23 protein-coding genes and 5 pseudogenes are annotated in these 19,956 nt (G+C 34.4%); 16 read left to right on the top strand and 12 right to left on the bottom strand.

What is annotated here, in order from left to right; genetic code table 11:
• Positions 1-150: 150 nt before the first annotated feature.
• Positions 151-1,704: an ABC-F family ATP-binding cassette domain-containing protein gene (locus tag J7E77_RS28345; protein WP_214718726.1), complete on the bottom strand. Its 1,554-nt coding sequence runs from the start codon at positions 1,702-1,704 to the stop codon at positions 151-153.
• A 162-nt stretch (positions 1,705-1,866) separates the two neighbouring features.
• Here J7E77_RS28345 and J7E77_RS28340 point away from each other — a divergent pair, with 162 nt between their 5' ends.
• A complete protein-coding gene (locus J7E77_RS28340; RefSeq protein ID WP_214718724.1) occupies positions 1,867-2,346 on the top strand; it encodes a hypothetical protein in 480 nt (159 codons plus the stop codon).
• A 137-nt stretch (positions 2,347-2,483) separates the two neighbouring features.
• On the top strand, positions 2,484-2,702 hold the full coding sequence (locus J7E77_RS28335; protein WP_214718722.1) for a spore germination protein: 219 nt from the start codon (positions 2,484-2,486) through the stop codon (positions 2,700-2,702).
• A gap of 106 nt (positions 2,703-2,808) precedes the next feature.
• Here the strand turns inward: J7E77_RS28335 and J7E77_RS28330 are convergent, their stop codons facing one another.
• Entirely contained in the window at positions 2,809-3,027 is a 219-nt protein-coding gene (locus tag J7E77_RS28330; protein ID WP_251027092.1) for a GerAB/ArcD/ProY family transporter, read from the bottom strand.
• Between the two features lie 423 nt (positions 3,028-3,450).
• On the opposite strand from J7E77_RS28330, the gene J7E77_RS28325 reads away from it, so the two are divergent.
• The gene (locus tag J7E77_RS28325) at positions 3,451-3,651 is read left to right on the top strand and encodes a hypothetical protein (RefSeq protein WP_214718720.1); all 201 of its coding nucleotides are present in this window, start codon (positions 3,451-3,453) and stop codon (positions 3,649-3,651) included.
• 109 nt (positions 3,652-3,760) lie between these two features.
• The gene (locus tag J7E77_RS28320) at positions 3,761-3,994 is read left to right on the top strand and encodes a hypothetical protein (RefSeq protein ID WP_214718719.1); all 234 of its coding nucleotides are present in this window, start codon (positions 3,761-3,763) and stop codon (positions 3,992-3,994) included.
• A gap of 473 nt (positions 3,995-4,467) precedes the next feature.
• Here the strand turns inward: J7E77_RS28320 and J7E77_RS31335 are convergent, their stop codons facing one another.
• The gene (locus J7E77_RS31335; RefSeq protein WP_285290747.1) at positions 4,468-4,596 is read right to left on the bottom strand and encodes a hypothetical protein; all 129 of its coding nucleotides are present in this window, start codon (positions 4,594-4,596) and stop codon (positions 4,468-4,470) included.
• A gap of 58 nt (positions 4,597-4,654) precedes the next feature.
• A complete protein-coding gene (locus J7E77_RS31330) occupies positions 4,655-4,783 on the bottom strand; it encodes a hypothetical protein (protein WP_285290746.1) in 129 nt (42 codons plus the stop codon).
• A gap of 103 nt (positions 4,784-4,886) precedes the next feature.
• On the opposite strand from J7E77_RS31330, the pseudogene J7E77_RS28315 reads away from it, so the two are divergent.
• Positions 4,887-5,021: pseudogene (locus J7E77_RS28315) on the top strand (IS3 family transposase); the annotation flags it as partial.
• Between the two features lie 67 nt (positions 5,022-5,088).
• On the opposite strand, the pseudogene J7E77_RS28310 reads toward J7E77_RS28315, so the two are convergent.
• The 4 genes and pseudogenes from J7E77_RS28310 to J7E77_RS28295 form a co-directional block, all read right to left on the bottom strand.
• Positions 5,089-5,534: pseudogene (locus J7E77_RS28310) on the bottom strand (solute carrier family 23 protein); the annotation flags it as partial.
• 257 nt (positions 5,535-5,791) lie between these two features.
• Positions 5,792-6,892, bottom strand: a complete 1,101-nt coding sequence (locus tag J7E77_RS28305; protein WP_214718717.1) for a GerAB/ArcD/ProY family transporter — start codon at positions 6,890-6,892, stop codon at positions 5,792-5,794.
• Between the two features lie 424 nt (positions 6,893-7,316).
• Positions 7,317-7,622, bottom strand: coding sequence for a hypothetical protein (locus tag J7E77_RS28300; protein ID WP_214718715.1), 306 nt, complete (start codon positions 7,620-7,622; stop codon positions 7,317-7,319).
• Positions 7,623-7,922: 300 nt separating this feature from the next.
• Positions 7,923-8,621, bottom strand: a complete 699-nt coding sequence (locus J7E77_RS28295; protein ID WP_308160823.1) for a DUF3231 family protein — start codon at positions 8,619-8,621, stop codon at positions 7,923-7,925.
• Between the two features lie 43 nt (positions 8,622-8,664).
• Here J7E77_RS28295 and J7E77_RS28290 point away from each other — a divergent pair, with 43 nt between their 5' ends.
• The 5 genes and pseudogenes from J7E77_RS28290 to J7E77_RS28270 all read left to right on the top strand — a co-directional run.
• Positions 8,665-8,955: a hypothetical protein gene (locus tag J7E77_RS28290; protein WP_214718713.1), complete on the top strand. Its 291-nt coding sequence runs from the start codon at positions 8,665-8,667 to the stop codon at positions 8,953-8,955.
• A gap of 3 nt (positions 8,956-8,958) precedes the next feature.
• The gene (locus J7E77_RS28285) at positions 8,959-10,428 is read left to right on the top strand and encodes a LamG domain-containing protein (RefSeq protein WP_214718711.1); all 1,470 of its coding nucleotides are present in this window, start codon (positions 8,959-8,961) and stop codon (positions 10,426-10,428) included.
• Between the two features lie 125 nt (positions 10,429-10,553).
• A complete protein-coding gene (locus tag J7E77_RS28280) occupies positions 10,554-10,733 on the top strand; it encodes a hypothetical protein (RefSeq protein WP_214718709.1) in 180 nt (59 codons plus the stop codon).
• A gap of 299 nt (positions 10,734-11,032) precedes the next feature.
• Positions 11,033-11,422 carry a phage holin family protein gene (locus tag J7E77_RS28275; protein WP_251027093.1) on the top strand — a complete coding sequence of 130 codons (390 nt, stop codon included), beginning with the start codon at positions 11,033-11,035 and terminating at the stop codon, positions 11,420-11,422.
• Positions 11,423-11,424: 2 nt separating this feature from the next.
• Positions 11,425-11,817 (top strand): annotated as a pseudogene (locus tag J7E77_RS28270) (M15 family metallopeptidase); the annotation flags it as partial.
• 194 nt (positions 11,818-12,011) lie between these two features.
• Here J7E77_RS28270 and J7E77_RS28265 read toward each other — a convergent pair.
• Positions 12,012-13,078, bottom strand: a pseudogene (locus J7E77_RS28265) (GerAB/ArcD/ProY family transporter).
• A 261-nt stretch (positions 13,079-13,339) separates the two neighbouring features.
• Entirely contained in the window at positions 13,340-13,555 is a 216-nt protein-coding gene (locus J7E77_RS28260) for a helix-turn-helix transcriptional regulator (protein WP_214718702.1), read from the bottom strand.
• Between the two features lie 283 nt (positions 13,556-13,838).
• On the opposite strand from J7E77_RS28260, the gene J7E77_RS28255 reads away from it, so the two are divergent.
• The 4 genes from J7E77_RS28255 to J7E77_RS28245 all read left to right on the top strand — a co-directional run bounded on the left by J7E77_RS28255 (position 13,839) and on the right by J7E77_RS28245 (position 17,145).
• Positions 13,839-15,110, top strand: coding sequence for an FtsK/SpoIIIE domain-containing protein (locus J7E77_RS28255; RefSeq protein WP_214718701.1), 1,272 nt, complete (start codon positions 13,839-13,841; stop codon positions 15,108-15,110).
• A gap of 78 nt (positions 15,111-15,188) precedes the next feature.
• Positions 15,189-15,551 (top strand): hypothetical protein, encoded by a 363-nt coding sequence (locus J7E77_RS28250; RefSeq protein ID WP_214718700.1) that lies wholly within the window; start codon positions 15,189-15,191, stop codon positions 15,549-15,551.
• 1,243 nt (positions 15,552-16,794) lie between these two features.
• Positions 16,795-16,917, top strand: a complete 123-nt coding sequence (locus tag J7E77_RS31325; RefSeq protein ID WP_285290744.1) for a hypothetical protein — start codon at positions 16,795-16,797, stop codon at positions 16,915-16,917.
• Between the two features lie 15 nt (positions 16,918-16,932).
• Positions 16,933-17,145: a hypothetical protein gene (locus J7E77_RS28245; RefSeq protein WP_214718699.1), complete on the top strand. Its 213-nt coding sequence runs from the start codon at positions 16,933-16,935 to the stop codon at positions 17,143-17,145.
• A gap of 167 nt (positions 17,146-17,312) precedes the next feature.
• Here the strand turns inward: J7E77_RS28245 and J7E77_RS28240 are convergent, their stop codons facing one another.
• Together J7E77_RS28240 and J7E77_RS28235 are read right to left on the bottom strand one after the other, a co-directional pair.
• Positions 17,313-17,750, bottom strand: coding sequence for a VOC family protein (locus J7E77_RS28240; protein WP_214718697.1), 438 nt, complete (start codon positions 17,748-17,750; stop codon positions 17,313-17,315).
• A gap of 87 nt (positions 17,751-17,837) precedes the next feature.
• Positions 17,838-18,864, bottom strand: a pseudogene (locus J7E77_RS28235) (IS1595 family transposase).
• A gap of 152 nt (positions 18,865-19,016) precedes the next feature.
• Between J7E77_RS28235 and J7E77_RS28230 the strand changes: the two are divergent.
• Together J7E77_RS28230 and J7E77_RS28225 are read left to right on the top strand one after the other, a co-directional pair.
• Positions 19,017-19,268 carry a hypothetical protein gene (locus J7E77_RS28230; RefSeq protein ID WP_214718695.1) on the top strand — a complete coding sequence of 84 codons (252 nt, stop codon included), beginning with the start codon at positions 19,017-19,019 and terminating at the stop codon, positions 19,266-19,268.
• Positions 19,252-19,659, top strand: a complete 408-nt coding sequence (locus J7E77_RS28225) for a hypothetical protein (RefSeq protein ID WP_214718694.1) — start codon at positions 19,252-19,254, stop codon at positions 19,657-19,659. The genes J7E77_RS28230 and J7E77_RS28225 overlap by 17 nt, the downstream gene beginning before the upstream one ends.
• Positions 19,660-19,956 lie beyond the last annotated feature (297 nt).

The raw sequence follows: 19,956 nt of genomic DNA, 5'->3' as shown, positions 1-19,956 counted from the left end.
ATATATTATAAGTGAAGTATATGTAAAGATAAATTCAAATTATCTATTTGTTCTATAAAAATCCATCGGTTATTTAGATTGAAGTGTGGTAGGTAATGAAAATATAGAAAAACCCCTGCCGCTAGAGCAGGGGAATTAAACAATATTTCTTTACACTGTCTGTTGTGACCATTCTTCAACATTCCATACTTTTGTTACCCAATCTTCATAAAAGTCTGGTTCGTGGCAGACAAGAACGACAGTTCCTTTGTATTCTTTTAAAGCACGTTTTAGTTCTGCCTTTGCATCAATATCAAGGTGATTAGTCGGCTCGTCGAATAGGATCCAGTTACTTTCATTCATCATCAACTTACAAAGTCGGACCTTGGCTTGTTCTCCACCGCTTAGCTGATTCATCGGTCGAGAGATGTGATCATTTTTCAAACCACAGCGGGCAAGAGCGGCACGCACTTGATTTTGATCCATAGATGGGAATGCATTCCAAACCTCGTCAATCGGAGTAATGCCGCCTGCTTTTACTTCCTGTTCAAAATAAGAAGGGAAGAGGAAGTCGCCACGTTCAACCTTGCCATTGATCGGATCGATTTTACCAAGCATCGTTTTTAAAAGGGTGGATTTACCAACCCCATTACAACCGATGATAGCAACCTTTTCGCCACGTTCTATGGTCATACTCATTTTCGGTAATAGTGGTTCAGAATAGCCAATTTCTAAATCCTTAGCCTCAAAAACGTAACGGCTGCTGCTGCGAGATTCTTTGAATCCGAAGGTAGGCTTTAGCGCTGTTTCTGGACGGTCAATCCGTTCAATCCGGTCCAACTGCTTTTGACGGCTTTTTGCACGGCCAGTAGTCGAATAACGAGCTTTATTTTTAGCAATAAAGTCTTCTTGTTTTTTAATGAATTCCATTTGTTTCTCATAAGCATTAATATGCTGATTCTTATTAATTTCTGCTAACTCTAAGAATTTCTCATAGCTTGCTGTGTAGCGTGTCAGCTTCGAAAATTCTAATTGAAAAATAACATTGGATACTGGATTCATGAATTCTGTATCATGAGAGATTAGGATAAACGCATATGGGTATTCTTTAAGGTAAGAAGTTAACCAGCGAATATGTTCAACATCAAGGTAGTTGGTCGGCTCATCGAGCAGAAGAACTTTTGGTTGTTCCAAAAGAAGCTTAGCAAGAAGAACCTTTGTTCGCTGTCCGCCGCTAAGTGCTGCGACGTCACGGTCTAAACCAATTGCATCAAGTCCCAAACCGCGTGCTGCTTCCTCAATTTTTATATCTAATGAATAGAATCCGCCAGCGTCAAGGACATCTTGGATTTCACCCATTTTTTCTAAAAGAACCTCTAGCTCTTCAGGTGAAGCATCTGCCATTTGAGCGATTACTTCATTTAGTTCCTTTTCTTTTTCGAAAAGAGGGAGGAAAGCATCGCGAAGAACGTCACGCATCGTTCTTCCTTTTGTCAGCACCGTATGCTGATCCAAATAACCGTAATGAACACCTGGTGTCCATTCTACACGACCGCTATCATGAATCAATTGACCAGTAATAATATTCATTAATGTTGATTTACCGACGCCATTGGCACCGACAAGTCCCACATGGTCTTCAGCTAATAATCGAAAGGAAACGTCTTTAAATAAAGTACGGTCTCCGAAAGTATGACTTAAATTTTCTACATTTAGTAAACTCATTTTTTGTAATCCTCGCTTCGTCAAGAATTAATACATTAGTACATCATACTAGATTTTTAAGGATTCGACTAGATTTTTGATGAGAAAAACACTGTAATTTTATTGGAAATAGTATAGGATGCCTAACTATTTGGGTATTTTAAATATAAAAAGGAAAAAGATATGATTGGATTACTAATTGCTATTATTACATTTAATTATTTTGCTTTTAAGAAAAATAAAATTCTAAATGGTAATCAAATCGTCCATGTTTGGACATTCACGATGGCCTTTCAAGCCCTGTTTGATATTTTTGTTGAATTTAGATACCACGGATACTGGTATTTTGACAAAGAAATCGATTGGGCGGGATTGCTTCCACATATATTCTTAGTTCCTGCAGCTAATATGATTTTTTTAAATTTGTTTCCTCATAAATCAAAAGTTATTAAGCAATTTTTTTATATTATTATTTTTGTCATTGCCATTTTAATATATGAAGTCATAACCTTGTTGCCTCCTCCATGGGGATTCTTTCATTACGGCTGGTGGAAACTCTGGCATGCAGCTATACTTGATCCGTTTTTACTTCTTATCGTATTAGGATTTTATAAGTGGATTTGTAAGTTAGAGAGGGATGCATGCAAATCTCCAAAAACTTAATTATGAAAAACTAATGGGCCGCACACGTGGCTCTTTTTGAAATTAAGAAGGATTAAAAAAATAAATAATGAAAATGCTTAAACATCCGAATAACCTTGTCCATATAATAGTAAATAAGCGTGGAAGGGGGTAATAGTTTGGCGACCAAACAAGAGGGAATTACTATAGGGACCATTTCTGGAGGGATCGTAAACTTTGGTGGGGCATTTATTATTTCTCCAGTCACGGTAACAAATTCAAATTCCGATTCCGGTAGTGATAATACAGGCACTGATATTACGACCCGCACTGGTTTAAGTTCCACAACGAAAAGAAACATAACTGAACTCTTAGAAATGATTAAGGCGATGCTTTGAATAGCATCGCTATTTATGATACTAACTTAATAAGCTTTTCTGGCGTTTCGTATGTATGAGATGCTCAGTAGCATAACCGGAATAAAACGTCCGATCCAATTTCCTGTTATTTTTTGAACATAACTCGTAAAAGGAATATCCGGATAAAACATAAACAGACGGTGGTAAACGAGGAAGAGTAATAGACCAAAATTAATCCAAGTGAAACCGCAATCCAAGTATCTTGTTTGGCTTCCGCTCCTAATCCAAAAAGAATAGCACTACCCATTTCAAACAATGTTACGAGCACAAAGAGTTGAGAGCCGCTTATTTTTGCCTTTTCCATGTCTAAACCTCTCTCCGTTAACGCCAATAAGTAAAAATAACTCAATCAAATGAAATCTCAGTTTTTTTATTCACTGTTCAGGATCCATACTAAAAGTATTCCCTCATTATTTAAAAAAAGGCATACATTTCCTAAAACAAAACAAAAAAAGTGGATACCCGATGTATCGACTTTTTTTTGTTTTGCGTTTTACATAACAATTTTCCCAACAAGAATAGGCAGAGAACACACAGAAGCATGGATAAAGTTGCTAAGTCACAATAGATCTAGGGAGGTATTAAAAAAAAATGGCGAATACGACTGATTAAAGTCCTGCAAAAAATTAAATAAATTCTACTAACCTGAAATTTTTCCCAATGGAAAATTAGTACAATTAAAATATTTTGAAAAGGTAATAAGTACCAACCAGAGGGAGGGAATATTGTGCATGTAGCAAATGGTAAAATTGTATTAGATTTATCCATTCGAGATACGAACTTAGAAAATTTATTAATATTAACAAAGGGAATCAATAAATATAATATCGAACTTTATGAGATTGATATCTTAACCAGCTCAGGGAAAGTGTATAGTTTTAAGGTAGATAATGTTGTTGTAGAATGGGTTGGAATCTTTGAAGCGTAGATTACATGTGAAAAATAAACATTTAATTAAAAATTTGGAAAAATTAGGTATTGCAAATGTAAAATATATAATATATTTAAATTAAAGTTCATCCATTGGGAGGAATATTATGGTTCAATTAACTCCATTTATGTACACACCGCGTTATGCACCAGATAAACCTTTTCTTGTTTATTCTGTGAATTGTGACAGTCCTGAAACAACAATTGGATTTATACAAGGGTGTTGGAAATGTACTCATTGTGGAAAAGGAAATCAATTCAGATTTTATGTTAATTCTAAAAATAGACACTTAGCCAAATGTCCAGATTGTAATGAAGAGTTTGTTACAATTGAGGAATAATATTGAAATCTATCAAAATGATGTTCAGACCTCTAAGTATAAGAATAATCACAAAGTTGATGCGTAAAGTTGAATGGAAATATCTCTCTGATGATTAAGTAATTCATAATTTGAAGTATGAAGAAAGAGGATGGAAAGGAGAAATAATTCAATTTTGAATTTTGATATATTTAAGAGTGAGACGCAAATATGACGAACCAATTATCAGGTTTCGTCTGCTTTTCTATTACCTATATTCAATTTTTATTTGTTCTTTGGCAATTTGATAGTATCAAATTGCCAAAGGACAAAGTATACTACACAATCTCTAGTCTGCAAGTATAAATTAAAATCCAAGAAAATGATTTTAAGAAGGTAAAGCAATTTCAAAACATCTTAAAACGTCAACTGACAAACATGACTTAATTTGAATGGCAAATTACAATTAGTCTGAAAAGAGGTGAAAAAAAAGCCCTTAATGAGCCTCCTAATAGTTAATCTAATTCAATTTTCTTAACATTTAAGAAGTTTTTAATACCAGTTTCAACAGTGCCTAGTTTTCTATCAATATAACTATGAGGTTCTGATGTTTCTATATACCCTTCTAACTGTTGTTCAATCACATCACACAGCATTCCTGATATTCGACATAAATGGTCAATTGCATTAAGTAATTGAAGTTCAGTAAGCCCCTGCGTTTGATCTAGTTTGATAATGAGTTACTTGATAGAAGATATGATTAAGTCTTTGGTCTAATACCCTCATGTCATCAATCGTAAATTTTTCCTTTAAATTTGCCATAGTAACCATACCCCCTAAGAATATTTACAGTATAAAGTTATCAGATTGGTAAGGTAAATAGAATACAATGTGATGTTTCTTTACGTGAAGTTAACATTTTCTTTAACTAATAAAATTTGAAAGTCCGGAACACTTTAAGCAAGAACTAGAAAAATATGTAGAATACTTTAACAACAAACGAATCAAGGCAAAATTAAAAGGCATGAGCTCGGTACAATACCGATCTCATGCCCAACAAGCTGCCTAGAAATAATCTGTCTAACTTATGGTGTCACTTAAGAAGTATCGTCTTATTCCTATACCTTTCTTTTGCGTTAAGAGGCTATTTGCTTATTTGCTTGCTTAACTTGCTTAATTTCCTTTGTTGACTTTGAAATGTTGAAAACAATGTTTAGTAATATTGCAGTAAGGCTTCCTGTTACAATCCCGCTGCTGGTAAGGATTTTAACGCCTTCTGGCAGGTGGGAAAACATATCGGGTGCGGCAGTTACGCCCATTCCCATACCGACAGAACAAGCAATGATCAGAAGATTTTCTTGTGATGCAAAATCTACATTTCCTAGCATTTTTATTCCGTAAGCAATGACCATTCCAAACATTGCCACCATTGCGCCACCAAGAACAGGTGTTGGAATAACGGTAGTGAATGCCCCGATTTTAGGAATAAACCCTAAAAATACTAGTATCCGCCCATTGTATAAATGACGTTTTTGCTTTTAACACCTGAAAGCTGAAAAAGTCCCACGTTTTGCGAGTAGGTTTAGAGTCAATGCTTTACTGATCAAAACCAAGTGAACATCCATATGCTGCTTATTTCTGTCAAATCTTGAGATGGATGCTTGAGTGTACCAGTTAATTCAGTTAATTGCATTTGAGTCATGTTTCTTTCTTTAAGTTATTGATTTAATTTAGGTTCAACCATGTAACACTGGTTTAAGTTCGACAACGAAAAGAAACATAATTTATCTCTTAGAAACGATTAAGGCGATGCTTTGATGGCTTCGCCTTTTTTGAAGGTCATTTAGAAGTGTTTCTAGAATTTCGTAAGTAAGCGATGCACAGTAGCGTAACCGGAATAATAAATTGGAGAGGGAAATGTAAATACCATGGAATTATTTTTCCCCCTTCTATTGAATGTTCCGAATAATTTGAAGCAACTGTCACTGATGCAAATAAGACTATAAGTCCAATAGGAAAACTGAGTCTTTGATGTGATTTAAATTGAAAAAGATCTGCGGTTCCTATAACAGCTGCATAAAAGTAGAGTGTTATTTTAAAAAATCCACCAATCACAAGGTAAAGCATAAATAATGCATCTAGTCTCTCAATAAAATCAGCTATTTGAATTTTACTAATCGTGCGTAATAACGGAAAGGGGGTGCGACTTATAAAATCCGCTCCTAAAGCAGCAATATTGACAACCACAGTGATGATAATATTTATTCCGCTTAGTATCATCCCACCTAAACAAATTCTCCTCGCTTTTTTTTGATCATTTAAATAAGGGAGCAACATTGTAAATACAACCATTTCGCCAAAAGGAAAATTAATCGTTTGTATAACCACAGTATTTAGCACTGGTTTCCACCCGTTTTCGAGCATCGGTTGAAGATTACCTAGGTGGATTATATCAGAGAAGACAATTAAAACGACACCTATGATTGCAATGAAATATATTATACCAAAAAATAGCTCTCCGACTCTTGCTATTACCTCAAACCCCTTGTGGGTGGCATAGATAATCGTAAGTATCATCAAGCAATTGATGACCATTAGAGGAGTATTGGTATATATTGTGGTGACTAATAGCTCTCCAAAATCACGCAATATCCTTGATGCTTGATAAATAAAATAGACTATATATAAAAAACCAATAAAACGTCCGATCCAATTTCCTGTTATTTTTTGAACATAACTTGTGAAAGGAATATCAGGATAAAACATAAACAGACGGTGGTACACAAGGAAGAGCAATAGCCCAGCAATTAATCCTAGTAAAACCGCAATCCAAGCATCTTGTTTTGCTCCCGCTCCTAGGCCAAAAAGAATAGCACTACCCATTTCAAACATTGTAACAAGCACAAACAGTTGGGAGCCACTTATTCTTGCTTTTTCCATATCTAAACCCCTTTGTTAAACTCCCATACGTATAATGACACATTCAAAAGTAATATCAGTTGTTATTGTGAAGATACTAGCACAAAAATATTCCCTCATTATTCAAAAAAGGCATACATTTCCTAAAAAACAAAAAAAGACGATGCTGAGTCAATATGCATTGTCTTTTTGTTATCTGAATTTCAAACCATTTCGATTTTTTGTAAAGGAAAAATTGGAATGAAATTTAACAATCCTTGAGGGGAGGTGGGGAAGATGATTTCAAACAACTTAACACGTTCACACAATCATTAGGAATTTATCTGGATAGCGAAATTTTCTTCAAGGTGTAATGGCATTAAAAAGGCTTTAATCAACGTATATCAACTCTGAATAAGCTAAATGGAAAATCAAAAAAGAAGCCCTTTTAAAGGCTTCTCAGAGATTAATCTAAATCAATTTTCTTAACCTTTAAGAAGTTTTTTATCCCGTTTTCAGCAGTCCATAATTTTCTATCTATATATCTTTGAGGATCATAGGTTTCAATATGTCCTTCTAATTGTTGTTCAATCATGTCACATAGCATACCTGATGTTCTACATAAATAGTCAATAACACCCAGCAATTGAAGTTCAGTAACGCCTACAGTTGTTCTTGTATTTGGATGTGTAACTTGATGGAAAATGCGATTAAGCCTTGCATCGAATTCTTTCATATCTTCAATAGTAAACTTATCCTTTAAATTTGCCATAGAGTCTTTTATACCTCCTAAGAATTAATTATTTACAGTTATGTTATTCAACGTAGGAGATATATAGAATAACTTGGTAAGTTTCTTTACAAGGAATTAATAATTGGTTGTGTCATCTACTGGAACTGGATGTTTATTAGTACATATTTGGGAAATAAATAAAACCCAATAAAACAAGAATTTCATTTGATATATAAGATACATAGAATATACATTTAAAGATACATAGAATATACAAAAGTAGGCATTCTTAATAAAGAATTAAACCTATCGTTCAACCTATTAATTAAGAATGTGGCTTTAATCATTGATGTAATTAAAAATGAAAATAAGCTCATAAGTGTTTTCAAAATAGTTTTGTGCACACTGTGCAAAACCAGTCATCAGCTGAAATCCAATATTGTTAGTTTCAATCGCATGATGAAGAAAACCAATTTCAATATCATTTAAAGGCCTTTTGTCACTAAAGGGATCAAATCCTCTTAAGTAGCTTTTGTCTTTTATATATTCGGTTGTCTTTGGCATCGTTACTTTTGGAGGTAGAGCCAAAATGCCTTTTTGCAGTAAATAAAGTGTAGCCAACTCATAAATATCATGAGTAACTCTTGTAAGTCCCTTGTAAATTTGCATAACATCATCATTGTATGCCATATTCCTATTAATAGTATACATGCCCATACTTACTTCTTTTAAAATACGCACAAACATAATATCAAATCCATTATCAAATAACTTTGGAGCTTCTAAGTTAACATCTTCTTTTTTATATCCATTAGGATATGCAATTCCTTGTTGATCAAATATTTTTTCCATCTGTAAAATATAATATTTTAAATGTTGCCACAAGGCTCCTAAAATATTTCTAGCTTCTTCTTCCTCCGATTTTTTTATAAAATATTCTACTATCCTCAAAATAAGGGTTTTTTCTTGATATGTAAGCCATAGAGTTCCTATCTCTACAGATGTAGTATCTACAGACGGTACAAATCCAATTACCACACAACACGCTACAACTGGAACTACATTTGAACAAAAATTATATTTGTTTAACAATGACAACACAAAATATTATCAGAATATAAATATTGATCCGATTGATTCTACAGGTGGTGATGAATCCTTATGGTGCTATTTGGCTCCTGATAATAGTGGAGTAGCAGGAACATACGGAGCGGCAAGCGCAGCTTTAACGATGGCTAATATTGGTTCAGCAGGTTCGGGAGATTTAACAGGAAAAGCATTTTGGTTAAAGATTGTAAGTCCCTCTGGGGAAGTTGTACAAAATAAAACAGACATTAAATTAAATGTAAACTTTCGTGAATTTGCGGTGTAGGAAATGGCGATTGTTACTGATGGACTGGTAGGTTATTGGCATTACGCTCAAGGAGTAAGCGGTTCAACTTGGAACAATATTGCTCCTGCTACAACGGGTAGTTACAATGGGACGATACCTGGAGCTGCATTACAATCAGATAGTATGTTTTTTGATGGAGCAAGTTATGTTGCTATACCTAGTATGGGGTTAACTGGTGACGTTACTATAGAATCATGGTTTACATTGGATTCAACAGCGTTAACTACAGATAATCCACATATTGTCGGTGGAGATGGAAATCACGTTTTGCGTCTGAACAGGAACAGTAGTTTCATGCAGTATGTTTTAGGAACATCTCTTAAACCATCATCAGCCCTTATCACAACAGCGAATACTTGGTATCATGTAGCGGCAGTTTTTACGTATGCAACCAACAGCGTCCAATTTTACATTAATGGTGCTTCGGCTGGAAGTGCCACAGACGCAGGGACAAAACAAACTTGGAATCAAGCGATTCGGATAGGCGCAAGAACAAATTCAACAACTTCTTCCATTTGTCATAAAGGAAAAATCGCAAGTGTTCGTTTTTATAATAAACAACTTTCCAGTTCGGAAGTATCTCAAAACTTCGCTGAAAGTATGAATGTGGGACTAGGTTATGTCGGTACGGACGGGTCAACACTCTTTGATTTAAAGCAGTCGTTATACCAAGACTCAATGATTAACCTAGATACAAAACAGATTATCTATTTTAATTCACTTATTAGTGCAGATTCAAAACAGATGATTTATTCAGATTCACTTATTAGTACAGATACAAAACAGATTATCTATTCAGACTCGTCTGTTGGTGCAGATACAAAACAGACCATTTTCAGTGACTCCTCTTTATCTTTTGATACATTTCAACAAATTTATGAAAGTGGTTCCCTTCTTCCAGCACCTTTTGATGTATATATTCAATTGTATGAAGATTCTGCTACTTCAAATGATTTGAAAGTGACTGTATTTGCTAATTCATCAACCTTCTTTGATACTGAACAATCAGTTTATGTATTATCTAACTCCTCATTTGATACAAAACAAAGTTTATACACTGATTCATCTAGTCCATTTGATACTAGGATAAATCTATATACAAATGCTAATTCGTTACTTGATACAAAACAATCAATATATCAAGATTCATTTAGTCCATTTGATACCTTGCAAGAATTTTTCAGTGAGGGAGTTGTTGGTTCGATTCCATTTGATATGAAGTTTATATTATATGGTGATCAATCAAAAACATTTGACAGTAAACAGGTGTTGTATTGTGATGGTGAATTTCAAACCGATTTAAAACAAGCTATCTATCAAGATAGTCAATTTCAAACTGACACACCACTCGTAATCTATGCTGATACTGTCACTGGATTTAATACAAACATAAGGACATATTCTGATAATTTCATCTTGTTTGATACAAAGCAAGTTTTATTTGACCATTAGATTATAGATTCTATAAGGTTCAAAGGTAATCAAGAATTAAATGTCCACTTAGTTGCTAAACAGTCTCTAAACTTAAATTTAGAAGGTAAACAATCCTTAAACGTTATTATAAAGGGTGTGATTCAATGACAGCGATAAATCAAAATTTCTCCATGTTTGCAGGTGATAGTAAAAATTTAATTGTCAATGTAACAAAAGACGATGGTTCAACTTTAGATTTAAACGGAACAACTGTTAAATGGGGCTTAAGAAAAAAGAAAATTCAACAATTAATGAAGTTTCAAAAACAATGGATAATGGAATAACCTTATCAGGTAATGAAATTACCATTAAATTGTCCCTACTGATACATTAACTTTGTTGGTTACATACTTTCAAGAATGCGAATTAACTGACCAAATGGGGAATGTATCAACTATATTTACAGGGGGAGTAAAAATCAATAGAAGTGTAGGTTAGACTGAGTATTTCAGTGCAGAGAGTCCTTTATGGCTCTCTTTTTTTAATTGGAAATAAATAGAAAAAGGCTACCCACTGTTGAGAGATAGGTAGCCTTTTTTGTGGTTTGTACCACTTCTATTAGGTTAACAGAGGGGGTGGAATTATGCAACATGGAAAAGAGGTGTTATTTATGCATTTTGATATTACACAAATAGTTGGAAATGTATGGTATGTAGCTTTAGGGTTCATTCTTTTTGATGTAGTTACTGGTTTATTAGCGGCAGCAATTGAAAGAAAACTGAATAGTTCAATCAACTATGTTGGAATGATTAGAAAAGTAGGTGAGTTTGTAGCACTTGCTTTCTTAGTTTTTGTTGAGGCTTATGTAGGTGCAAATGGATTGATTATCAAATTGGGTGCTGGAATGATTGTGGCTTATGAAGCTATGAGTATTATTGAAAACTTCAGTCGTATTGGAATTGACATGAAAATTCTAACTAAATATTTCGATAAGGACAAAATAGGGACAAAAAGGAAAAAAGGGGCTGACTAGAAATGATTTATGATAAACGTAATTTAAGTAATATTGAAAAATTAGCAGATCATACAAAAATTGCTGCTTTAAAATGGCATGATTATTTAGTTGAAAATAAGATTGATATCTTAATCTATGAGACTATTCGTACTAAGGCTCAGCAAGAGGAAAACGTCCGTAAAGGTGCTTCACAAACTATGAGATCATATCATCTTGTAGGTCAGGCATTGGATTTTGTTCCTGTTGTCAAAGGTCAACCTGATTGGGATGGTTATGATAAGCCTGAAGTCAAGAAGGCTATTGCTGAAGCTAAACGTTTGGGTTTTGAATGGGGTAGGAACTGGAAGTCGTTCGTTGATAAACCACATTTACAATTCAACTATAAGGGATATGGTACAGATACATTCGGAAAATGGACTGAACCAAAACCTAAACCAGCACCAAAAAAAGAACCTGCAAAACAAAAAGTAAACGTCATAACTGGATGGTACTATGAAGGATCGCAAGGATTAGCCGAGTTGGAGAAGTTCTTGAAAGCTAAAGGGTGGCATTATACAAAAGAAAAAGCGTAAAAATATTAGCCCTTCTTACTCGAGAGGGGCTGTATTTATTTTTTATTTTCAGAGCTCATATTGGAAAGATGACCACCAAATTTTTTGCGAACTAAATGGACCACAAAAAGCAACAAAGGAAATACTACAGCAATGAGAGGTAAGAGAATCTTAATAGCCAATTCTCCTTCTTTGATATGCTCGGATAAATTACTGGCGATAATAATAGAACTTAAAAGGATCAAAAATCCGATAGGCAATACCAATTTTTTTTTATTTTTCACTTTAAATAAGTCAGATACCATAATTACTATAGCTATACAATAGATAGATATCTTGAAAAAGACGCAAATAATCAAAGCTAATACAGCAAGTATATCAAGCCTCTGAATGAAATTTCCTATTTCAACTTTTTGAATAGTCAATAACAAAGGAAAAGGAGTCCGACCGTAACGAGTTTCCCCAAGTACAGAAATCTCAAGGGCATGAGTAAAAGCTAAAACGATTGTGCTTAAAGTTAATGCAGAAATTCCTGTCTTTCTTCCAGATTTAAGATTATTTAAATTCGGGAAAATCGTTGCAAAGCAAATCATCTCACCGAATGGAAACATGAATATATTTGGATAGGCATTTTTTATAACGGGTTTCCATCCTTCTTCTAGAAGTGGTAATAGATTTTCCACTTTAATTATTCCGGATAATATTATAAAAGAGAAAAGAAAAAGCCAAAAAAAATTATAACAAAAAAGTAAAGCTCAGCAGTTCTTGCTAAAACCTCAATACCTTTATTCAATGCATAAATTACCACAATGATTAATAAGGAAGCGATTACTAATAACGGAGTCTCACTATAGACACTCGAGATTAATAAGCTGCTTGTTTCCCTTAAGTCTCTGGAACATAAATAAATGAAAAAAATAATATATATAAAAGAGACAAAACCACCAATATATTTACCAAGAATCTTCTGGGCATATCCGCTTAACACAAGATCTGGAAACTCCAAAGAAAGATAATGATAAAGAAGATAAAGAAGCATTCCCCCTAAAGAAGCAAGAATTATCGATAGCCATACTGTCTTTTGTGATACCAATCCGACTGGAACTACAATTGCGGTACCCATTTCAAACAAAAAGATGAACGTAAATAATTGACCATTACTTATTTTTTCTATTTCCATCCAAAAATCAGTCCTTCTTCACTTGATTCAAACCTGCTACGGGCAATTTGGTATCTTCATTAGGTTCCTTCCATATAGTGGAATATATACAATCAAAAAAACTAAATAAGTCTGATGAAAATATTATTGTGGAAAAATAATAATTTTGATTATCCGGAAACATTAGATTTAATACCCGTTTTCACGCCACAACAACGAAGCCCCTTACTCGGTTGAGTAGGGGGCTTTTTTTCGCTCATATAGATCATCCACTTTAACCTCTAATAATTCCGCTAATTGAAAAGCCTTTTCAAGTGATGGAATACTCTTTCCAGTACTCCAATTAGACAAAGTGTTAGCGGATACTCTTAGTTCCTTCATAATAAATTCCCGTTTATATTTTGATTTTTTAATAATATCCCCAATTTTGCTTACAAGCATTAAAAACACCTCAAGGTATAATTCGATAATTTTCACTCAAATCCCTTTAATAAAAATACTTACATAAAAATACAAGTAATTTTGTGATAGATAGGAATATTGGACAATCCATCTCCCATACCTTTTATTAAACCAGATCAATTTCCACCTTAGAATACTTCCAAGGAATATTCCAGATTCAATAATATCAATAGTTTATACCCTATTTTTAACTTCCAGATGGATGCAACTACTTACTTACGTAAGTACAATGAGGTGGCGTTGAAAGAAGGAGGAATTAAGTATGATCTTTGAAGTAGCTTCAACAATTTTAATGACAGCAATTTCTTTGAAGGCTTATCAATCAAAAAGTGGAGCAGGGAACGATTCAAAAAAAATTAACAAGATTTTTTCTCTGAGCGGACTGAATGTGAAGGATGGCAATCAAACTTTAACTGCTCAACAACTTAAAAAGAAAAATTATGAATGGGGAACAGAATACCGTTACCGAATCCCATTAGGTAGAAGTTTTGAAGATTACTTGTCTAAACAAAAAACTATTGAAGCAGGTATTAATGCACGTAAAGTTAAGATTCAATTTAAAGACCTCAAATCATTGAAATTAGACCGAAATATCATTAGTAATATAAAAGGACTCTACACGAAAAAACTCACTGATAACAAAGAAATAGAGATCTTATTTGACGGATTATTAAAGGTTAGAGTGTACAACGAACCTTTATCAAAAAAAATTCCCTGGACAAAGGATTTTATTAAAGAAAATACTTGGTCAGTATTAATTGGATTTAATCGTACTGAAGCCATTTATCACGACTTTGACAAAAGAAAACATCTGATTGTAGCTGGTGCAACTGAATTTGGTAAATCGGTCATTATGAAATGTATTATCACTTCTCTAATCCTTTCTAAGCCAAATGATGTTTCCTTTTCACTAATTGATTTAAAGGGTGGATCAGCTTTCGGAAGGTTCAAGAATGCTAGTCAGGTAGTTAATTTTGGAGTGAATAATGACGAAGCATTGTCAATTCTTGAAGATGTACAAGAGAAAATGAAAGAGGATTATAAAAAAATTGTGAATGATGGTTTTGAAGATGTGTCAGAAGCAGGAATAAGCAAACGACACTTTATAGTTATAGATGAAGCTGCGGACTTAGCAGACGATAAAGATTGTATGGAGATATTAACAGATATTGTACGAAAAGGAAGAGGGGCAGGTTACTATGTCATCTATGCAACCCAATATCCTTCTGCACAAGCAATTAGTATGCAAATAAAAAGAAATGTTCCTGCTCGTTTATGTTTCGTATTAGATAGTGCAACAGCTTCAATGGCAGTGTTAGATAAAGGTGGGGCTGAGAATTTACCAGAGGTTCAAGGAAGGGCTATATACAAGAATGTAAGTCAATCAATCATTCAAACTCCTTTAATTGATAATAAGGACATAAGTAGCCTAATACAACCTTTCATAATTGACAAGGGAGGTCGGGTTCATGAAACCCCTAAGCAAAAGACAGGAACAAATACTTTTAAGCTTGAGAAAACTAGATTATCTTGACAGAGATCAATTAAATAAAATCCATCGACTAGGTACAATCCGCAATACTAAGCAAAGACAATCAAATTTGGTGAATTTATGAATGGTGAATATAAGGTAAAGCAAATGGAGAAAAAACAAAAATTTATCAGTAAAACTACCAAAATAGCAATAGCAGCAATTCTTCCTTTAGTAACTTGTGGTTCTGTTGGAACATTAGGATTTGCATTGACAGCATTAGCGGCTACAACGTCAACCAATGCGGTTACTGTGACTGCTCCTATAGCTGTAACTGTTGGTGCAAAGGAATGGATGTCAGAGGCTACACTCAGTACTTTAGCCCACGTCCTTGATCCTGTTGTCGATATATTAGTAGCCCTTTCATTACCTATTGCTTCAGTAATCATTGTAGGCTCATGTTCCAGTTCATGTTCGATAGAGCAGATAAAGGATGGCAGATGATTCAAAACGCTGGTTTAGGTTACGTCTTAATTCAGGTATCCCCTCTTATTTTGGACGTATTAAAGCAAGTAGGTAACGCTGTCTAAAATGAGGGTTTATATAAAATTACATCATAGGAGGCTACAAAAATGGGAATTAAGATCAAAATTGACGGTGCTAAGTATGCAATTTGTAATGAATGCGGAATGTATCACAAAACATCGAGAGGAAAAAAGAATAAGAAAACAGTGGTATGTACAAAGCAATAATGTGAGGAGAAGTAATTCTCCTTTTTTTTATTTCGAAACCTTCTTAAACTAACGGGGCAGGTTAGTTGTGCGAAATGTTTCTGGCTTAAATTGAGATTGGTCACAATACTCAGGTAAGGCTAGACAGTTCCTGTCGGAAATGAAGGATTATATCGAAGAATCAAATGAGGGGGTAACGCCCTGAAGGGTTCTCTCTAAGTCGAATAGCACTGGATTTAGTAAGAATGATAGTGTTATAAGCCCGGTGAAAAGGCGTAAGAATTTACCGTAACAGGTTAAGCTGTCGAAAGCCTACCCGAAGGGGTGGTGTAAATCATGATGCTTGAGTTGAATGAATATGGTGAGAATGCGAATAACCTAAAAGAAAGGGTTAAGCTGACGAACTTCTGAATGTACGGGTCTATACCTGCGATACATAGAAATGTGTGTATCACCAAATTGTGAGGTTAGATGTGGGTGAGTAAGACTAACTAATATAAAAATCCATGATACGTTACAGGCGTATGAATACTAACAGGCTTACAGGAAGCACCTAGTTCATTCTGTAATAGATATAATTCAACATTGTAAGCTGATAACGTGGAGGGCTTACTACCAGAGAAGCGTTGATAAGGAAAGCGGCAGTGAGAGTAGCTGTTGCATAACTTGTCTCTGTATCAGTGAAAGTGGTGGCACAGTACCAATGAAGTGTCTAATCAACATGGAGGGATAGCCACTAGACTAATGAAGAATCATTTAATCATGTAAGGCAAATCTTTATCGATTAATAAGGTTCTCGTAAGACTAAAAGAGGTTTACCTCCCACGGGAGGCACCGACTTATTAAAACGGAAGAATTGAGACATGGAAGGTATTATACTTTCAAAAGTTTCATGTACGGTGTGAACAGGGGGAAAAGGGAGCGATAACTTCAAACCCTTACCTATCTGTATGAAGAAGGAAATCTATATAAAAGAGGAGAAAATATTATTTTATAATAAAATAGGGGATGATGATTTGAACTTTCGGACTATTGATATTGAAAAAGATAAGGATATGATTATTAAATTCAGAAAAGATTCTTATGTTGTAAGTTTTGGGACTGAAGAAGAATATGTAAGAAATATGAGTTTAAAGTAGAAAGGATTGTTTTACTTGGAAGTCAAGATCGGGGTAATAACAATTTATTTTCCTAATGCTAGTTTGAGCGATTTTTTTATAAATGAAGACCTTGCAGAATTGTTCGGATTAGAAACCAGTCACGAAGCAGCTAAGTACATAAAGAAAATTTTAAAAGATAAAATGGAGCCGTCTTTTAAAAAATTGGCTCTGTTAAATTTAAATGTTGATTTTTATATAATAAATTAGGGGAACCTTCATTTGTCGAGGTTCCCCATTTTTTTCAGCCAATGCCCCAGTTTGTCCAACAAGGAGAAAGAACGACTTCCCCTAAAAATGACAGCCGTCCAGTCTGAAATATCAGTGTGTTTAGATAATCGAAAGTGTTTCTCTATATATGTCAGCATATCGTCTGTTTATTTGATTTTCTCCGCCAACTCTAAAATAATTCCCTCTGGACCACGAACGTAGCATAACTTATAACTTACTTCATATTGCTGTATCTCACTAAAGATTTCCGTGCCCTTCTTTTTCAATTTTGCAACAATAGCTTCAATATCTTCAACAGCAAAGCAAATATGTCGGATACCTAGCGTATTTGCAAAAGGTTGCTGAATATTTTTTTCATCTGACGGCGTATAAAATTTGACTAGCTCTATCCAAGCCTGACCATCTGGCATCCCCAATCCTACACATGCCGTTTTAACATCATTAAGCCCAACTATTCGGTCCAACTGTTCTCCATCCAATTCCCATTCCGCTTGCACTTCAAGTCCTAAATCAAGAAAAAACGTTTTAGCCTCTGAAAGATCATTTACGTTTATACTCACATGATCTATTCTATTGATCTTCATATCTCATACCTCCTTGAAATCAAGTGCTCTTCGCAGAATTATTCAACAAACTTATTGCAAATTCCTGCCACGATAGTTAAATAAGCACTATACAGCGAATTTTGATAAGCGTAAACTATCGTAAGTATCTGTCATTTCAAAGACAAATGATGATAATAGAAAATCTTTAATATTGTGCTTTGTGTTTTCGTTACTGCGGCTATCGACAAACAAAAACCAGGCTAGGTAGTTATCAAGGTACTTCGTTGCGACACCTTTAAATCGGTATATGAATTGTTTCAATCGGGAATGGAGACCCTTAACGTTTTGAATGTGATATAAGCCCTTAATAACGTATTTACCATCGTTTGATTTAATTCTGTAATGCTCCATACCTTTTTCTTTTGCGTATGTCTTATAGGCTCTCCAAGCATCTGTTACAAGCACATTTTCAGGTGTTAACTTTGATCCAATCATTTCTTCAACTTTTTTTAACAATACGCCCCATACAGGCAACTTTTGAAACAGTTGCTTTTGTACGATCCCTAGCAACAAGTATGCAAACCTGTTCATGGCTGATTCCTCTGTGTTTGGAGCTGCCGCCACGCTTACGAAGTTTACGTTCCGTAATGCCACGTTGACCTTTTTGGGAGTATAGGAAATAGGTCTCGTCAACTTCAACGATACCTTCAAATTGCTCAAAATCCATTTGTTTCAGGGCATTAAGCAGTTTATGTCGCCAATAAAAAAGCGTAACCCAAGTAACCCCTACGATTTCAGCCGATTTTCGTAGGGAATAGCCCTTGAACATACAATCAACAAATGTAATCCATTCATTTCCTTTACGAGTGCGGAACAAAACAGTATTTGTTGTGTCTGTAAAAGTCTTACTGCAAGATTTACAACGATAACGTTGACGACCATTGTATTTCCCGAATCGAACAACGTGCACAGAATTACAGTGAGGGCACTCGAACCCGTCTTTAAAGCGAGTCTCCCTCATTTCATTGATTAAACGTCCGTCGACAGAGGAAGAAGGATCAACATAGCGTTTAACCCATTGATAGACTTGTTCTTTTTTTGTATGGGTTAATTTATCAATGTGCTTTAATAAATTGCCAAACGCCTTGTCCATCCTTATAACCTCCCCGAATACTTGATCCTATATTAATTAATATAAGGGAATCAGGGAGGTTTCAATTATCAACATTTACCTTTAACACAGCCAAAAAATTAAAGATTGATTATGAAACTAACGGCATTTTTATAACGTCAAAAAAAGGTGATGTGATAGTTGAGGCAGCAAACATAATTAATGAATTGATTGGTTTTGAAATCAACAAATCCGAATTAGCCAAGGTAAATGAGTTAGCAAAAAATTTTAAAAGACCTAAAAAACAAAAATGGGTTGTAGGGGATATTTTTTTCAGCCCATTAAGCAACAGTTCTTATAGCTTTGGTCAGATAATAAAAAAGGATGAACTTGGATTGCCGATTGGTTGTTTGTTCGAGTTGGTCTCTAATGAAAGAAGAAATTGATAATATTATAAATAAAACTGTTGTTTCGATATTACCAATTTCCTCAGAATCCCTGGATATTCACACTTGGAAAATAATCGGAAACAAAAATGCTATTGTTCAGGTTGAAGAAGTAATCAAGGGGCAACCAAAAAATTATGTACGTCGAATAACACGTAAATCCTATTCAGATAGCTCTTTAAAAGAACTGGCAGAAGCTCTAAATGGAATAAGACCCTGGAATGAAAATGTAGACGCGAACTATTTCGATAAAATGCTAGTAACATCTTATCAAAAACCAGACAACCTTTTATTTTTAACAAGGGAAGAAAAGATTAATCACTTTAAAAAACTTGGATACGATTTAAATCAGCTCGAAGAATCTTATACTAAAATACCTGATTGGTTTTGAATTATTATGTATTATTCGTTTATGGGTGCAAGAGTTGAAGATCCAGCTGCGATACTTGGTGGCTTTTTCTTATTGCACTAACGAAGCAGGTTAGCATTCCTGTAGATCGTTAAATATCAGGTTTGAAAAAAATAGAGCACCTCAGTAAGATACGAGTATAGAGTCCAATCTAACTCAGAGTCTTAAGGAGGAAGCCCTACTATGAATTTTAAAATGCAAGACAAACAAAATCAACTAATTGAAAGAATTTCCGATACACATCTTATTGTTGGTGTGGATATTGCTCAACAACTACAC

This window comes from Bacillus sp. ISL-77 (assembly GCF_018613105.1).
This window is presented reverse-complemented; position numbering and strand designations above follow the sequence as displayed.

What these genes read in the sequence shown, in the direction of transcription:
- J7E77_RS28345 (WP_214718726.1), bottom strand. Translation starts at nt 1,704, where the DNA reads ATGAGTTTACTAAATGTAGAAAATTTAAGTCATACTTTCGGAGACCGT.
- J7E77_RS28340 (WP_214718724.1), top strand. Translation starts at nt 1,867, where the DNA reads ATGATTGGATTACTAATTGCTATTATTACATTTAATTATTTTGCTTTT.
- J7E77_RS28330 (WP_251027092.1), bottom strand. Translation starts at nt 3,027, where the DNA reads ATGGAAAAGGCAAAAATAAGCGGCTCTCAACTCTTTGTGCTCGTAACA.
- J7E77_RS28320 (WP_214718719.1), top strand. Translation starts at nt 3,761, where the DNA reads ATGGTTCAATTAACTCCATTTATGTACACACCGCGTTATGCACCAGAT.
- J7E77_RS31330 (WP_285290746.1), bottom strand. Translation starts at nt 4,783, where the DNA reads ATGGTTACTATGGCAAATTTAAAGGAAAAATTTACGATTGATGACATG.
- J7E77_RS28305 (WP_214718717.1), bottom strand. Translation starts at nt 6,892, where the DNA reads ATGGAAAAAGCAAGAATAAGTGGCTCCCAACTGTTTGTGCTTGTTACA.
- J7E77_RS28300 (WP_214718715.1), bottom strand. Translation starts at nt 7,622, where the DNA reads ATGGCAAATTTAAAGGATAAGTTTACTATTGAAGATATGAAAGAATTC.
- J7E77_RS28285 (WP_214718711.1), top strand. Translation starts at nt 8,959, where the DNA reads ATGGCGATTGTTACTGATGGACTGGTAGGTTATTGGCATTACGCTCAA.
- J7E77_RS28280 (WP_214718709.1), top strand. Translation starts at nt 10,554, where the DNA reads ATGACAGCGATAAATCAAAATTTCTCCATGTTTGCAGGTGATAGTAAA.
- J7E77_RS28275 (WP_251027093.1), top strand. Translation starts at nt 11,033, where the DNA reads ATGCAACATGGAAAAGAGGTGTTATTTATGCATTTTGATATTACACAA.
- J7E77_RS28260 (WP_214718702.1), bottom strand. Translation starts at nt 13,555, where the DNA reads ATGCTTGTAAGCAAAATTGGGGATATTATTAAAAAATCAAAATATAAA.
- J7E77_RS28255 (WP_214718701.1), top strand. Translation starts at nt 13,839, where the DNA reads ATGATCTTTGAAGTAGCTTCAACAATTTTAATGACAGCAATTTCTTTG.
- J7E77_RS28250 (WP_214718700.1), top strand. Translation starts at nt 15,189, where the DNA reads ATGAATGGTGAATATAAGGTAAAGCAAATGGAGAAAAAACAAAAATTT.
- J7E77_RS28240 (WP_214718697.1), bottom strand. Translation starts at nt 17,750, where the DNA reads ATGAAGATCAATAGAATAGATCATGTGAGTATAAACGTAAATGATCTT.
- J7E77_RS28225 (WP_214718694.1), top strand. Translation starts at nt 19,252, where the DNA reads ATGAAAGAAGAAATTGATAATATTATAAATAAAACTGTTGTTTCGATA.